The organism is Citrobacter amalonaticus Y19 (genome assembly GCF_000981805.1).
GTDB classification, from domain to species: Bacteria; Pseudomonadota; Gammaproteobacteria; order Enterobacterales; family Enterobacteriaceae; genus Citrobacter_A; species Citrobacter_A amalonaticus_C.
The window spans coordinates 2,003,268-2,019,088 of the sequence record NZ_CP011132.1; the positions used below are offsets into that span (position 1 = coordinate 2,003,268).

13 protein-coding genes are annotated in these 15,821 nt (G+C 53.8%); 5 read left to right on the forward strand and 8 right to left on the reverse strand.

The genetic code is table 11. From position 1 onward, the window contains the following. Position 1: 1 nt before the first annotated feature. Positions 2-571, reverse strand: coding sequence for a VOC family protein (locus F384_RS09040; protein WP_046481189.1), 570 nt, complete (start codon positions 569-571; stop codon positions 2-4). A gap of 238 nt (positions 572-809) precedes the next feature. On the opposite strand from F384_RS09040, the gene argS reads away from it, so the two are divergent. Then, the gene (gene argS / locus F384_RS09045; RefSeq protein WP_046481190.1) at positions 810-2,543 is read left to right on the forward strand and encodes an arginine--tRNA ligase; all 1,734 of its coding nucleotides are present in this window, start codon (positions 810-812) and stop codon (positions 2,541-2,543) included. A gap of 58 nt (positions 2,544-2,601) precedes the next feature. On the opposite strand, the gene F384_RS09050 is transcribed toward argS, so the two are convergent. Together F384_RS09050 and fucP are read right to left on the reverse strand one after the other, a co-directional pair. Beyond that, complete coding sequence (locus F384_RS09050) at positions 2,602-2,991, reverse strand: VOC family protein (RefSeq protein WP_046481191.1); 390 nt, start codon at positions 2,989-2,991, stop codon at positions 2,602-2,604. Position 2,992: 1 nt separating this feature from the next. Then, positions 2,993-4,324, reverse strand: coding sequence for an L-fucose:H+ symporter permease (gene fucP, locus F384_RS09055; protein ID WP_046481192.1), 1,332 nt, complete (start codon positions 4,322-4,324; stop codon positions 2,993-2,995). A 501-nt stretch (positions 4,325-4,825) separates the two neighbouring features. Between fucP and deoC the strand changes: the two genes are divergently transcribed. From deoC to F384_RS09070, 3 genes are read left to right on the forward strand one after another with little or no spacing between them, the layout of a single operon-like run. After that, positions 4,826-5,575 carry a deoxyribose-phosphate aldolase gene (deoC, locus tag F384_RS09060; RefSeq protein WP_046481193.1) on the forward strand — a complete coding sequence of 250 codons (750 nt, stop codon included), beginning with the start codon at positions 4,826-4,828 and terminating at the stop codon, positions 5,573-5,575. A 52-nt stretch (positions 5,576-5,627) separates the two neighbouring features. Next, complete coding sequence (locus F384_RS09065) at positions 5,628-7,133, forward strand: xylulokinase (RefSeq protein WP_046481194.1); 1,506 nt, start codon at positions 5,628-5,630, stop codon at positions 7,131-7,133. 52 nt (positions 7,134-7,185) lie between these two features. Continuing rightward, entirely contained in the window at positions 7,186-7,959 is a 774-nt protein-coding gene (locus F384_RS09070) for a DeoR/GlpR family DNA-binding transcription regulator (RefSeq protein ID WP_046481195.1), read from the forward strand. 94 nt (positions 7,960-8,053) lie between these two features. On the opposite strand, the gene F384_RS09075 is transcribed toward F384_RS09070, so the two are convergent. The 5 genes from F384_RS09075 to flhB all read right to left on the reverse strand — a co-directional run bounded on the left by F384_RS09075 (position 8,054) and on the right by flhB (position 14,660). Continuing rightward, positions 8,054-9,193 (reverse strand): glycoside hydrolase family 105 protein, encoded by a 1,140-nt coding sequence (locus tag F384_RS09075; RefSeq protein WP_046481196.1) that lies wholly within the window; start codon positions 9,191-9,193, stop codon positions 8,054-8,056. 4 nt (positions 9,194-9,197) lie between these two features. Then, on the reverse strand, positions 9,198-10,781 hold the full coding sequence (locus F384_RS09080) for an MFS transporter (RefSeq protein ID WP_046481197.1): 1,584 nt from the start codon (positions 10,779-10,781) through the stop codon (positions 9,198-9,200). A 261-nt stretch (positions 10,782-11,042) separates the two neighbouring features. Next, the gene (gene flhE, locus F384_RS09085; RefSeq protein ID WP_046481198.1) at positions 11,043-11,435 is read right to left on the reverse strand and encodes a flagellar protein FlhE; all 393 of its coding nucleotides are present in this window, start codon (positions 11,433-11,435) and stop codon (positions 11,043-11,045) included. Next, complete coding sequence (gene flhA / locus F384_RS09090; RefSeq protein ID WP_046481199.1) at positions 11,435-13,513, reverse strand: flagellar biosynthesis protein FlhA; 2,079 nt, start codon at positions 13,511-13,513, stop codon at positions 11,435-11,437. Before flhA ends, flhE begins: the two co-directional genes overlap by 1 nt. Continuing rightward, entirely contained in the window at positions 13,506-14,660 is a 1,155-nt protein-coding gene (flhB, locus tag F384_RS09095) for a flagellar biosynthesis protein FlhB (RefSeq protein ID WP_046497969.1), read from the reverse strand. Before flhB ends, flhA begins: the two co-directional genes overlap by 8 nt. 570 nt (positions 14,661-15,230) lie before the next feature. Here flhB and F384_RS09100 point away from each other — a divergent pair. Then, positions 15,231-15,800, forward strand: coding sequence for a fimbrial protein (locus F384_RS09100; RefSeq protein ID WP_162200238.1), 570 nt, complete (start codon positions 15,231-15,233; stop codon positions 15,798-15,800). Positions 15,801-15,821: the final 21 nt, after the last annotated feature.

A 15,821-nucleotide genomic window follows, 5' to 3' on the forward strand; every position in this document is an offset into this window, starting at 1 on the left:
TTCACTCCTGTTGCTGTTCGCTGGCGACAATCGCCTCAATCGACCACGGGTGGAATTTGACGGTGACCTTCCCGTCAGTGACCGCCAGCGTCGGGTTCGGCAGACGTTCGTGTTCCCCTTTCGGTGAACTGGTTTTCACAAAAATGCCCGGCTGGCTCAGCCCGTCATCTGAAAGCAGCGCCAGTGCGCGCGCATTCAGGTTTTCAGGATCGCCCGGCAGGACAATTTCAATATGTTCCCACCCTTCATGAGGATACCGCTTTTCTCCGGGCCACGGCAGTTCCACCACACAAAAACGCCAGTGCGCGACGCACACCGGCTCATGCAGTTTAAACAGGCAAATCGGTCTGCCGTTGATGGTATTTTCCGACAGCAGCTCGCCACACTGTTCAAATCCGCGACGCCAGCGTTCGGCAGTGGCATCCTGATGACAGCGCAAAGAAATGTGATCGGCCTCAAGCGGTGAAACATCCAGACCGAGGCGAGTGGAAAGTTCCGTGAACGCCTGAGTGAATCGCGGTAAATCTGCGGAAATATCATGCAGTTCGTCAATGGTTTGCCAGTTCGCCATAATGAGAGCTCTTATTGGTGTTCAAAGCCGCTAATTTACTCTGTTGGCCTCTCGCAACCAACCGTAGATTACCGGTTTTGCGGAATGCATGCTTATGCACTCCTTTAACGCTTATTTTCTGCGCGCGCTTGCGGCTGTGCAGGGCTGACGCAGGGGGGCATTTGCAGTATACTCCCGCCCTTAATTCTTAAACTGGTGCGGTAAATAACATCCCGCTTCATCAACGTAAGGTATTCCGGTGAATATTCAGGCTCTTCTCTCAGAAAAAGTCAGTCAGGCCATGATTGCTGCAGGCGCGCCTGCAGATTGCGAACCGCAGGTTCGTCAGTCAGCAAAAGTACAGTTCGGCGACTATCAGGCCAACGGCATGATGGCAGTTGCTAAAAAACTGGGTATGGCTCCGCGACAACTGGCTGAGCAGGTGCTGACTCATCTGGATCTGAACGGTATCGCCAGCAAAGTTGAAATCGCGGGCCCTGGCTTTATCAACATTTTCCTCGACCCGGCGTTCCTGGCAAAACACGTGGAACAGGCGCTGACCTCCGATCGTCTTGGCGTGGCAAAACCGGCGAAGCAGACGGTGGTGATAGATTATTCCGCGCCAAACGTGGCGAAAGAGATGCACGTCGGCCATCTGCGTTCCACCATTATCGGTGATGCTGCCGTACGTACCCTTGAGTTCCTCGGCCACCACGTTATTCGCGCCAACCACGTCGGCGACTGGGGCACCCAGTTTGGTATGCTGATCGCCTGGCTGGAAAAACAGCAGCAGGAAAATGCCGGTGAAATGGCGCTGGCAGACCTCGAAGGTTTCTACCGTGAAGCCAAAAAACACTACGACGAAGACGAAGCCTTCGCCGAGCGCGCACGTAGCTACGTGGTAAAACTGCAGGGTGGCGACGAGTACTTCCTGCAAATGTGGCGCAAGCTGGTCGACATCACCATGTCCCAGAATCAGATCACCTATGACCGTCTGAACGTAACCCTGACCCGCGACGATGTGATGGGCGAAAGCCTGTACAACCCGATGCTGCCGGGGATCGTGGCCGATCTGAAAGCCAAAGGTCTGGCCGTCGAGAGCGAAGGCGCCACCGTGGTATTCCTTGATGAGTATAAAAACAAGGAAGGCGAACCGATGGGCGTCATCATTCAGAAGAAAGATGGCGGTTATCTGTACACCACCACCGATATTGCCTGCGCCAGGTACCGTTATGAGACGCTGCATGCCGATCGCGTGCTCTATTACATCGACTCCCGTCAGCACCAGCACCTGATGCAGGCGTGGACCATCGTGCGTAAAGCCGGTTACGTACCGGATTCCGTGCCGCTGGAACACCACATGTTCGGCATGATGCTGGGCAAAGACGGCAAACCGTTCAAAACCCGCGCGGGCGGCACGGTGAAACTGGCTGACCTGCTGGACGAAGCGCTGGAACGCGCGCGCCGTCTGGTGAGCGAGAAGAACCCGGATATGCCGGCAGACGAGCTGGAAAAACTGGCCAATGCCGTCGGTATTGGCGCGGTGAAATACGCCGATCTGTCGAAAAACCGCACCACCGACTACATTTTCGACTGGGACAACATGCTGGCGTTCGAAGGTAACACCGCGCCATACATGCAGTACGCCTACACTCGCGTGCTATCGGTATTCCGTAAGTCCGGTCTGGATGAAAGTGACCTGGCGAATGCGAAGGTACAGCTCAGTGAAGATCGTGAAGCACAGCTGGCTGCTCGTCTGCTGCAGTTCGAAGAGACGCTGACCGTTGTCGCGCGTGAAGGCACGCCGCACGTAATGTGCGCGTATCTGTATGACGTCGCCGGGCTGTTCTCTGGCTTCTACGAGCACTGCCCAATTCTGAGCGCAGAAAACGAAGAAGTGCGTAACAGTCGCCTGAAACTGGCGCTGCTGACGGCGAAAACGTTGAAGCTCGGACTGGATACATTAGGTATCGAAACTGTAGAACGGATGTAAATAACAGCAAAAACCCGGCAACCGCCGGGTTTTTTGATGCCCACCTACCCTACTGCCGCTAACGGGTAAACACATCAAACTCCAGGCGTTCACCATCGGGACCGCGAATAAGCAAGAAACGCACGTTATCTTCCTCAACAGGCCCCTCGTCCACTGGATAACCGAGCGTAGCCAGTTTTCGCTGCACGGCATCAAGATCGCTGACTTCAAGCGCAAGATGATCGATACCGCAGCGAGGGACGTCAAACGGTGTCCCCTCGGGGAGCTGGTACAGCTCCAGAACTGCCCCGCCCATTTCAATGAATGCCACGTCAATATTTCCCTGTGGCGACGCTTTGCTAAACCGCTGCTGACGCTTAAAACCCAGAGGTTCATAAAAAGCCAGCGAGCGTGTTAAGTTACTGACCTGATAGCCAATATGGGCAACAGTCTTGATTAATTCGCGCATGCTATACCCCCTTACGCACACACCAGAAACCGTAGAAAGCAACGTAAACAAAACACAACAACGGGGCGATAAAGGCGATTTGCATGTTGCCGCCGTTCATATCAGAGATGATGCCCATCACCAGCGGGATCACTGCGCCGCCAATAATTGACATCACCACGATCGAACCTGCGGTTTGGGTATCTTTCCCCATGCCTTTGATGACCAGGCCAAAGTTCGTCGGCCAGCACGGTGCCATGCAGAAACTCACAAGGATAAGTGCGTACACGGCCAGCATTGAACTACTAAACACCGCGATCAACAAAAGCCCGGTCGCCGCTAAGGCGAAACTGCCAAGCAGAAGAGCCGGATTCAGGCGATTCATCAGCCAGGTGGCAACCGTTTTGCCAATAGCGTAAATCACCAGTGAGGCAAGCAACCAGTAAGTCGCAGAGTGTTCGCTCGTTCCCTGTTGTACAAGCTGAACAAAACGAATTGTGAAACTCCATACGCCAACCTGCGCTCCGACATAAAGGAACTGCGACAGTATGCCGAGACGAAAACGCGGCATTGCAAACAGACGCTTCACGGTGGGCCCCATCTTTTCAGCAGAAACCTGTTGCTGAGATTGCGCCCCTTTACATGACGGGAATTTAATAAATACAAAAATCAGAGCCAGCACAACCAGCACCGAGCCAATAATCAGATACGGCCCGACCACCTGGCTAACCATTTGATGGCGAGCCACATCCGCAACCGCAGTCGGCATTGCCTGCAACGCTTCATGGCTGGGATCGTTTTCACCAAAGACCATTACCTGACCGATAAGCACGCCGGAAATGACGCCCAGCGAATTAAATATCTGCGAGAAATTAATGCGCTGAGTGGAGGATTGAATGGGGCCCAGCAAACTTGAGTAGGTATTCGCCGAGGTTTCCAGGAAAGAGAGCCCACAGGCAATCACCCCGAGGCAGGCGAGGAACGCGCCATAGGTCATTATCTGAGCGGCAGGAACAAAAAGGAAACATCCCAGGGCATACAGACATAATCCAATAATAATCGCCACTTTATACGAATAGCGCTTAATCAGCGCCGCCGCAGGCAGAGCGACAAAAAAGTAACCCAGGAAAAAAATCGACTGTACCAGCGCAGTCTGGGTATCCGTCAGATCGAACCCCTTTTTAAACTGGGCAATCAAAATATCATTCAGGTTACCCGCCATCCCCCATAGCGCAAACAAGCAGCAAACCAGTAAAAACTGTAGCCATGGGGTATGCGATAAATAAGCGCTGGTATCCAGTTTTTCGTTCTGGACCACCGCTTTATCGACCTTATCCGTAATTAGCGTACTCATTGAGCTATCCTCATAATGGTTTTTATACAGTAGGGTTCATGCCATTTCATCCTCAGAAGCGGCATGGAAAAGATGTTCATGTTCGCCATGAAAGCCTGCGTGTTCGTCCATGGCGTCGGCATGTAATCTGTCGGCCCAGGGCTCGCAAAAACGCACCCGTTCCGTCAGTTCTATGTTCTCTATGTCGCAACGCATAAGGCCCCTTCATTACGGCAACCCGGTGATTTCCGGGCAAAAGCTCTCCCCGCCGCACGCAGCAGCGTTTCAACAATGCACGTATTAGCCGTCACAACATGACGGTGTACTCAGGCGATTTGACTGCCGACGTTATGCCGGCTTTTTTGGGTACAAGAGCGTCAGACTCTCTGTCCCTCGTCATGCCGGTTTTCTCATCTCCGCCCTGTTAATTAAAAGCAAATGAAAATAAAAAAATGCTAAATTGATCACATTATTTTCATTTGATGCGTTTTTAAATGGATTTACGCGCTAAAACAGCGTCAAATGAAACCAATTAAAAGCAAAGAGCAGGATATAACCATGAATGAAACAACCCGTCGTTTTGCACGTTTAATCGATCTGAGCGCAGTACAGGCGACCAGTACCGAAGCTGATGTTCGCGCCTGCGCTGAGCTGGCAACCCGTTACAACATTATTTCCGTACATGTGCTGCCTTGCTGGACGCGCTTTCTCAGCACGTTGCTACCTCAGCAAGGGACTGGAGAGGTGATGATTGGCGGGCCCGTTGGCTTTCCCGGCGGCGGGCATGCCACCGATACCAAGGTTCAGGAAGTGAGGCAGCTTATTGCCGATGGTGCTCGTGAAGTGGATATGGTGGTAAACATTGGCAAAGTGTTATCCGGGGATTATGACTATATGCGCAACGATTTACGCCGCGTGGTGGAAGCCGCAGCGCCGGTACCGGCGAAAGTGATTCTTGAAACACACTATTTGAACGAAGAACAAATTCGCCGCGTTTGCGATATTGCCGTAGAAGTCGGGATGAAGTGGGTTAAAACCTCTACCGGCTGGGCCCCGACTGGCGCAACGGTAGAAAAAGTCAGCATCATCGCCGATCAGCTTAAGGGACGAATCGACATCAAAGGTGCCGGGGGCATCCGCGATCTGGAAACAGTCCGCGCGCTCTACCAACTGGGCGTCCGCCGTTTCGGCATGAGCCATGGCGCGGTCACAAAAGTGCTGGCGGAACTGGAGCAATATCCTGAACGTTTTCCTGAGTTGAACGCCGATTAAACCGAAGGGCTGCGGGCCTGATGGCCCGCCTGAAACGTCACCGGAGTCAGTGATGAAAGATAAAATACTCACGATCGATGTTGGCACTGGCAGTACTCGCGCAGCGATTCTGCATGTCGATGGCACCATGGTCGGCTTTGCTCAAAGAGAGTATGAGCAGACGACGCCACAGGCGGGCTGGTCAGAACAGTCCCCTTCTTTATGGTGGCAGAACGCCTGTGAATGCGTACGCGAGGTTCTCTACCGCTATCCTGAAACGGCTTCGCAGATAGCGGTCATCGGCGTTTGCGGGCAGATGCATGGAACCGTGCTGTTGGACAATCATGGCGAACTGGTTGAAGACAGGGCGCTATTGTGGAATGACAAACGCAGCCAACCGCAGGTTGACGCCTTTGTTGCGCGTGAAGGGCGGGAAAAATGGCTGTCGCATTTAAATAACCCGCCTGCGGCCGCCTGGCCCGCATTCAAATTAGCCTGGTGGCGAGAGCATAAGCCAGAGAGTTGGTCGAAAATCGCCACTGTCTTTATGCCGAAGGATTACATCAATTTCATGTTAACCGGCGCGCTGGCGACCGATTATAGTGAAGCATCCTGTTATTTTCTGATGGACAGCGTGACCCGCCAATGGTCTGCCCAGGCCTGCGCTCTGTTTGGCTTACGCGTTGAGCAATTGCCGGCGCTGAAGTTATCCAGCGATATCATTGGCTACGTGACGCCGGACGCCTCCCGTCTGACCAACCTCCCAGGCGGGATCCCGGTTGTGGCAGGAACATCTGATATGGCAGCCTCCCTGCTGGGCTCTGGGGTGTATGAACCGGGGATGGCATCCGACTCGACAGGGACATCGACGTTACTCACGGTCGTCGCAAAAAACCCGTTACAGCATCCCCTGGTTAATAATCTTCATCTGGCCAACGCTGCCTGGGGCGGATTCACTATTCTGGATGCTGGCGGCGATGCGGTTCGCTGGGCGCGGCTGGCGCTTGCCGACAATCAGATTACGCACCCGCAGCTTTTACAGGAAGCAGCAGAGGTACAGGCGGGCGCTAAAGGGCTGCTATTTCTTCCCTATCTGACGGGAGAGCGACTGGCTGAAAAAAATAATTCGCGCGCGCAGTTCTTCGGCTTGCAACGAAAACATCGCCGCGGTCATTTATTTCGTGCGGTCCTGGAAGGCGTGGCTTTTGCTTCCTGGCGCAATCTTCGCCAGTTACAGGCGTGCGGGCAATACCCTGAACAAATGATCGCTTCCGGCGGTGGCGCACGCAGCCCACTATGGCTTGAAATCAAAGCGGCGGCATACAATCTCCCGATATTATCTACGCGTAATCAGGAGAATGGCGTCACCGGATGCGGTATTATCGCAGGGGTTGGCGTGGGGCTGTACGCTGATTTTGCCAGCGGCGTGCGGCAGACGGTTCAGTTCGACAAACTGATTTCGCCAGATCCTCGCCTGCGGGATTATTACCAGGCCTGCACTGAGCTTTTTGATACGCTCTACCAGCAGTCCGCCGCCTTTTATGACAGGCTGGATGTCCTGAGCGCAGGACCAGACTAAAGATAAGCCAGCGCGCTATCGTGCGGAACGCGCCGTAAATAAGAGAGGAAGAATGTTTGCAGAAGAAAGACAGGAGAAGTTGCTCAGTATTCTCAGGGAAAAACGCAAAGTCACTGTTTCTGAAATGTGCGATCTCTTTAATGTGTCCGGCGCAACCATTCGAGCCGATCTCCGTCAGCTGGAAGATGAAGGGTTGCTTACCCGAACGCATGGCGGTGCCGTTCTCCGCACGCGGGCGAGTTTTGAACAGGCCTCTGACACCCGCGAAATTGTCAACCTGAGCGCGAAGGAACGGATTGGTCAACGCGCTGCGGCGCTGGTTGAAGATGGCGACATTATTGTGCTGGATACGGGCACAACGACCCTGCACATTGCGCGCAATATCCGCGATCGACAGAACGTGACCGTGGTGACCAATGATTATCAGATCGCCCGCGAACTGGAATCCAGCCCCTCCATCCAGACCATCCTGCTGGGCGGGATCGTGAAGAAAGGATACCACTGTGTTGTGGCGATCAACGGACGGTCCATTCTCGATACGCTGAACGTCGATAAAGCGTTTATGGGTACCAATTCGCTCTCGCTGAAACAGGGCGCCTGCGTGGCTGATATTATGCTGGCCGAAACGAAACGGGGCATGGTTGAGCATGCAAGCCAGGTGATTATCGTCTGCGACTACAGCAAACTGAAGAACACGTCACTGGCTCAATTTACTTCAGCAGAGCGAATCAATACCATCGTGATTGATCGCGTACCCGATGAGGCAGCAGAGTATCGCAATGCAGGGATACAGATTATTTCCCTGGAAGAAGAGGCTCGTCTGTAGACGTTGGCGTGGGGAAATGCCCGGATGCGGCGACGGCCTTATCCGGGCTTCCCGTCCCGTCGTCCCGGAGTGCGACGCGCTCCAGGAAGACGGATCAGAAGTACTTGCGTAAATACTCCGTCAGACACAGCATCGCCATCGCCTGACCGTAAGGCATCGAGGTTAATGGGATCGCCCGATAGAAATCGAGGTCGTGGCCCATTCCCGTACCGAACGAAGTCTGTAGCAACTCCCCTTGCGGTGAAATGTTCCGTACAATTCCGCGAATCGCTTTTTCCGCCACATCAGCATAGTCTGCGCTGACATAGCGCTTACGCACGGCTTTTAAAATCCCGTAGGCGAACCCGGCGGTGGCCGAGGCTTCCAGGTAGGAGTGCGGGTCGTCAAGCAGCGTGTGCCACAGTCCGCTCTCATCCTGACAGTTCGCCAGCGCGGCAATCTGTGCATTCAGCACCTGCACCAGATAGCGACGTACGGCGTTGTTTTCCGGCAAATCCACCAGTTCGAGGAAATCCGGGATCACAATGGTGAGCCAGCTATTACCGCGAGCCCAGCGGGCATTGGCAAAGTTATGATGACCGTCGTAATTCCAGCCGTGGAACCACAGACCGGTCTCCCGATCCATCAGATTCTGTACGTGCAGCAGAAACTGATAGGTCGCCTCTTCCACATATTCAGGACGGTTAAGCAACTGTCCGATTTTCGCCAGCGGTAATACCGTCATCATCAACGTGTCATCCCACATCTGCTGATGGTTCTCTTCCGCCAGCGTGATGTGCTGCATGCCGCCGTGATCGGTACGCGGCATTTCATACATTGCCCATTCCGCCCAAGCGTCGAGCCACGGCAGATAAGCCGGATTACGTGTCTCCTCATAGCGATACGCCAGAGTCAAAAACGGCGCCATCGTATTGACGTTTTTGGTCGTCGTCCCTTCAGCAAAACGGTCAGCGAACCAGTTGTCGATGATATCGCGCATCGTCTCATCGCCGGTCTGCTGGTAGTACTGATACATCCCATACAGCCCGACGCCGTGCGTCCATTCCCACCCTGCCCAACCTTTGGTGTCAATCACGCGTCCGTCGTCCAGGCGCAGCAGAAATTGACCCGTCTCGTCCTTGATGTTCACCAGATTGTTCGTCACCGTCTGAATTAACGCTTCCAGCGCTTCCCGGGAGATAAAACGTTCCGGTTGACGCAGTAACGGGCTATGTTTGACAGGCCAAACCTTCATATCCTTAACCTCTGTTGTAAGTCGAATTCAAAATCGCGGCCTGCTTCAGTGAAGGAGCCGTGGGTTTATTACGATTCAGGTAACCAATATTGTTGTTACCCCAAAGTGATTCATACGGCAGTCCGGCGAGCATCTCGACGGTGGCGCGCGCCTGCGGCGTAATGCTTTCCGGCAGTGCGCAACCTGATTCGCGCATTTTCGCTGTCTCTTCGCGCAGCGTGCTGTGGGTTTGTAAATTCAGTTTGAAGCGCAGGGAGACCAGGAAGCCGCAGGCCAGCACCAGTAGCGTACCGCAACTGAGGATTAGCAGGATGGTATGGCTGACCGCTTCGGGTTGCGTGCTCTGTCCTGAGACAAAGCCCGACATTTGCATGACAATCCCGACCAGCATCACCGCCCCTGCCTGTGACGCTTTACGCGTCAGGGTCATGATCCCGGCGAAGATCCCTTCGCGGCGTTGACCAGTAATGACTTCATCCACATCCGCAATGTAGGTGTAGGTGTTCCACGGTACATAGTTGATACCGCCGCGTCCCAGACCCGCCACCGCAGAAACCAGCAGCAACAGGGAGTACGCATCGCTCAATCCGGCGTAGTAAAGCACTGCATAGGAGAGTGAACTCAGACCGAACAGTACCACGACCACCCGATAGGACGGCGCGGGCCCAAAACGGATACATAGCGGGATCATGGCAATGACCGCAATAAACTGGAAGATGGCCATCGTACCAAGCAGATTCGACGCCATTGACGCCTCCTGCATCAGGACAAACACCACGTAATAGGTAAAGACGGCGTTGAACACGTCCTGGGCAATATAGCCGCCGAGGTACATCCCCAGATGCTGACGGAAAATCTTAATCCGCAGTGTGGAACTCAACTCCACGAACAGGCGGTTCATGCTCTGGCTGAACGTCAGGCTCTTTTTCTCTTCTTCCGCACGTAACGCCGCTTCAGTCCACGCTTCACGCGGGCGTTCCCAGGTAAAGAACCAGACAAAGGTCAGCATTAATGCGCACAGCACCGAGAACACGAGGCTTGCATAAAAGAAGGAGATCGGGTTGTGCTTACCGAAAGCGGTTAACAAAATGCCGGGCAGGAAAGAGGCCAGAATAGCGGACATTTGCGCCATACCGATACGCGCACCGGAAAACTTAGTTTTCTGTTTGAAATCATCGGTCATTTCCGGCACCAGCGTCTCGTAAGGCACCAGGATCATGGTATAGACAATATCAAACAGCAAATAGGTCAGCAGGTAATACCAGAAGCTCATATCCCCTACCCACATCAGCGAGTAGCTGAATACGCACGGGATCCCCAACAAGATAAAGAATTTACGCCGCCCAAAACGCTTGCCGAACCAGGTGGAGCCGAAGTTATCGGTCAAAAAGCCCATCAGCGGACTGACGACGGCATCCAGCACCCTTGCCGCGGCAAAGATAAAGGTCGCTTCGATGGGAGAAAGCCCGCAGAAGGTGGTATAGAAATAGAGCAGCCAGGCCGCCGTGAGCGCCGTAGTACCTGCACCCAGGAAATCGCCTGAGCCATAGGCGAAATAATTCACCAATCCAATTTTACGTGTCTTCATTACCGTTAACCCTGCAAATGGTTGGGAGACTCCCTGCGGTGGCTGCGCCAAAGGGAGTACTTACACGGCTACAGTAGAAGCTTACAAAGTGGGATACCTTTTCGTTTTTGCCATCGGTGAGAGTGAAATGGCAAAAACACAAAGAGACCGGCAACACGTGTCACCGATTTATAAAACAGCGTTTCTTTTCAATCAAAAGATAGGATTAAAAATGCGAGTCAGGCAGCAATTTAGCCTGCTGCCTGATGAGGGGAATAACCGTTACTGATAGTTCACAATCACCTGATTGCTCTGGACTTTTAATGCGGGAATTAAACGACCGCCACCGGGAACCTCCCAGATGAAACGCAGCGGTTCAACGGCGGGCACGTTGCTGAACGCCAGCGTGGTACCGCTCTGCCCCTCTATCTCCACGCAGCGGGATTGCGAACATAAGCGCACCCGCAAGCCAGCAGGCGTTGGGCCATTCAGCTCATAACGCCAGGCGACCAGCGTCATCAGGCCAGAGACGGGCTGGCTGGATGAAAGCGGCGCCGACGAGGCCGACACCCCGCGATGATTCAGGGTTATGCCGATACTGCTGGCCTGCCACGCCCCTTCCCCGGCAGCCTGTACCGTCAGCGGGAAGAGTAGTAGCCACAAAAGTTTGCGCATTATTTACCTCCAATGGTCGCCGTCATGCGGATGTTACGGTTATCGGACAACTCCATGTTCGACAGCACCACCAGTTGCGGCAAACTGCGGCGCAGGAAACGCGACAGCAACGGACGCAACGCATGGTTAACCAACAGCACCGGCGGCGCACCCAGCATCTCCTGACGGGACAGCGCCTCCTGGGTTTGTGCCAGCAACCGGTCGGCAAGACCCGGCTCCAGTCCGCCGCCGCCCTGTAGCGCCTGCAACAACAGACGTTCCAGCGCGGTGTCGAGGCCAATCACACTCACTTCATGGTTGCCCGGGAACCACTGCTGGGTAATAGCGCGCCCCAGCGCCACGCGAACCACCGCCGTGAGCTCATGCGGATCGCTCTGCAATGGCGCATGTTCCGCCAGCGTTTCCAGAATGGTGCGCATATCGCGAATCGGCACTTTTTCATCCAGCAGATTCTGCAACACTTTATGCAGCGTGGTCAGAGTCACCACGCCTGGCACTAAATCTTCGGTCAGCTTCGGCATTTCCTGCGACACGCGATCCAGCAGTTGCTGCGCTTCCTGGCGACCGAACAGCTCAGACGCGTACTGGCCAATCAGGTGGTTCAGATGGGTAGCGACCACGGTACTGGCTTCCACCACGGTAAAGCCCTGAATCTGCGCCTGCTCTTTTAAGGCGCTTTCAATCCAGATAGCGTCCAGACCAAATGCCGGATCCACCGTCTGCTCACCCGGTAATGTACCGGCCGCCGTACCAGGGTTGATCGCCAGCCAGCGTCCCGGATAGGCGTCGCCGCTGCCAATCTCCACCCCTTTCATCAGAATGCGGTAATGCGCCGGTTGCAGATCCATATTGTCGCGGATGTGCACCACCGGCGGCAGAAACCCCATGTCCTGGGCGAACTTTTTACGGATGCTGCGGATACGGCCCAGCAATTCGCCATCCTGCTGAAAATCGACCATCGGGATCAGGCGATAGCCCACTTCCATGCCGAGAGAGTCTTCCAGTTGCACATCGTTCCAGGTCGCTTCCACCACCGAGTTATTTTCCGGAACTTTAATTTGCTGCGGCTCGGCAGGCGCCTTCTGTTCGCGTCCCCGGATCCACCAGGCCAGTCCCAGCAGCGCGGCGGTAAACATCAGGAAGACAAGGTTTGGCATGCCCGGCACCAGACCCAGCAGACCCAGCACCGCTGCACTGAGCAACATCACTCTGGGGTTACTGAACAACTGCCCGACCATCTGCTCACCGACGTCCTGATCGGTACTGACGCGGGTGACGATGACGCCCGCCGCAGTGGAGATCACCAGCGCCGGGATCTGCGCCACCAGGCCATCACCGATGGTCAGCAGGGTATAGCTTTCCGCCGCATGTCCCATGCTCATACCGTGTTGCAGCACGCCCACCAGCAGACCGCCCACGACGTTGATCACCATAATCAGAATACCGGCGATGGCGTCACCGCGAACAAACTTACTCGCACCGTCCATCGACCCGTAAAAGTCAGCTTCCTGAGTCACCTCAGAACGACGCTTTTTCGCTTCCTCTTCGCCGATAAGACCGGCGTTAAGGTCGGCGTCAATCGCCATCTGTTTACCCGGCATCCCGTCAAGGACAAAGCGCGCGCCCACTTCGGCGATACGTCCGGCGCCTTTGGTGATGACCATGAAGTTGATGATGACGAGGATAACGAACACCACGATACCGATAGCGAAGTTACCGCCAACCAGGAAGTGGCCGAACGCTTCAACCACCTTCCCCGCCGCCGCCGCACCGGTGTGCCCTTCCATCAGAATGATACGGGTAGAGGCGACGTTCAACGCCAGACGCAGTAGCGTGGTGAACAGCAGAATGGTCGGAAACGCGGCGAACTCCAGCGTACGCTGGGTGAACATCGCCACCAACAGCACCATAATCGACAGCGCGATGTTAAAGGTAAACAGCAGGTCAAGGATGAACGCCGGCAGCGGCAGGACCATCATCGACAGGATCAGCAGGATGAGGATCGGCCCGGCAAGGATCTGCCACTGCGTGTTTTTTATGTTGTTGGGCAGGCGCAGCATCGCGACCAGATTAGCCATCAGTAGTCTTCTCGTTCATAAAATCCAGGGCTTCAGGCACCGGAAGATTTGCAGGTTGTGGTGGACGTTCCCCACCGGCGAGTCGCCAGCGTTTAAGCTGCCAGACCCAGGCCAGCACTTCCGCGACAGCGGCGTACAGTTGCCCCGGGATCTGCTGACCAATCTCAGCATGGCGATAAAGCGCACGCGCCAGCGGCGGCGCTTCAAGCGTGGGAATTTTGTTCTCGGCACCGATCTCACGAATGCGCAGCGCCACCAGTCCGGCCCCTTTCGCCACCACTTTCGGCGCGCTCATTTTGTTCTCGTCGTACTGCAGCGCCACTGAATAGTGAGTAGGGTTGGTAACGATGACATCGGCGTTGGGGACATCACTCATCATGCGCCGACTCGCCGCCTGGCGCTGCATCTGTCGGATGCGCCCCTTCACGTGCGGGTCGCCTTCGTTCTGTTTAAACTCGTCGCGGATATCCTGGCGTGACATGCGCAGTTTTTTCAGATGGCTCATGATCTGGAAAATCACGTCGAATCCGACCATCGGGATCACGCCCAGCACCACCAGCAGTGCACACAGCCCGACGAGATCCATCGCGTTGCCCATCGCCGTACGCGGGGACTCCGCCATCAAACGCATCATCTCCGGCCAGTTGTGCCACAGATACAGCGCCGTCACGCTGCCCACCAGCGTGGACTTCAGAATCGCTTTCAGCAGTTCCGCCCCCGTCTGCGCCGAGAACATACGCTTGATGCCAGGCAGTGGGTTGAGCTTGGAAAATTTGGGTTGCAGCGATTTACCGCTAAAGACAAGACCACCGAGCATCACCGGCGAGATCAGCGCAACGATCACCACGCCGGTTATCAACGGCAGCAGCGCGATCATCGCTTCTTTAATCAGCAATATGATTTGCCCGAGGATCAGATTGGGGTCATTGACCATGCTGTGGTCAAAGCGCAGTCCCGCTGACAGCATACCCGACAGCCGTCTGGCCAACGACTCGCCGCCAATCCAGATAATGCAAACGCCCACCAGCAAAATCAGCAGTGACGTCAGTTCTCTGGAACGGGGGATCTGCCCTTCTTCCCGCGCTTTTTCAAGTCGGTGGGGGGTGGGGGCTTCTGTTTTGTCGTCGCTCTCGCTTTCGTCCGCCACGGCCTGCATCTGTGAAGATTTACGATAGGCTCATTTTGCCCTTCCCGTCGCGAAGCAATGCGAGGAATAGAGGGGGGATTTCCTGCTTATTAGAAGATTTGACTCGGTGTCTAACGCTTTTAATGATTTATTAAATTTCATTTAATTTTATCATTCCTGGAATAGTCTTTTTTCCGACAAAAATAGAGCAACCATTTACGCATCAGTAAACAAAAAAACCAAATATTGCAAAGAAACACACACATTCCTCTTCCGTTCATTATTTTAATCACACTTTCACACACATAAATTAACATAAATACCCCAACAAAATAAATGCATTTATATAAATAATAATAACCACTTCAACAATGCGTTTTTAATATATTTAAAAACATTTATTTACCCCTCACAAAATACTATCCTGAGTTACAGAGAGTAGCCCATGGCTATTAACTCAATCGAGCGAAATGTAAATATACTATTTAAAACAGTAACCATTTAAAATATACATTGAATTTTTGCATGTATTTTTCACTCGTTTGATATGTTTTTATTTATTACAAGAATCGCTAACAACTCATGGAGGATATGATGCATTTAAATAAATCGTTAAGTGCCTTAGCACTGTTAACTCTCACCTCAACTTCAGCGTGGGCAGATGAAGGTCCTTCGGGTATCATTCATTTTACCGGTGATATTATTAACCCAAGCTGCAAAATTGTCGGAGAAGGTGGCACCACAGATAGCACGGTAAAACTCGGTTCTTACCCGCCCTCAACATTTTCCGCTATGGGCGAAAAATCGACCAACATGAAATTCGTTCTTACCCTTATAGACTGCCCTGTCGCCACCGATGGTTTAGATCAAATCCAGCTGACTTTCTCAGGTGATACAGTCCCGGGAGAGGATGACGTGTTGGCGCTTGATGCAACATCAACAGCCGCTGGCGTTGGGATCTCAGTCGTTAGCGAAAATGACAAGACGCTGAACCTCAATATGAAGGGAGAAGAAGGCCAGTTGTTCATTCCACTCATGACTTCTGCCGGCAATATAACAACAAATTTATTCGCCCGCTTTCAGTCGATTGTCGCCACTCCAGCAGAGATCACCCCTGGGACCGCAAGCAGTCAAATGATCGTCAACATTGTCTATCACTGATCTTTTGCCGTAATTCGCCCG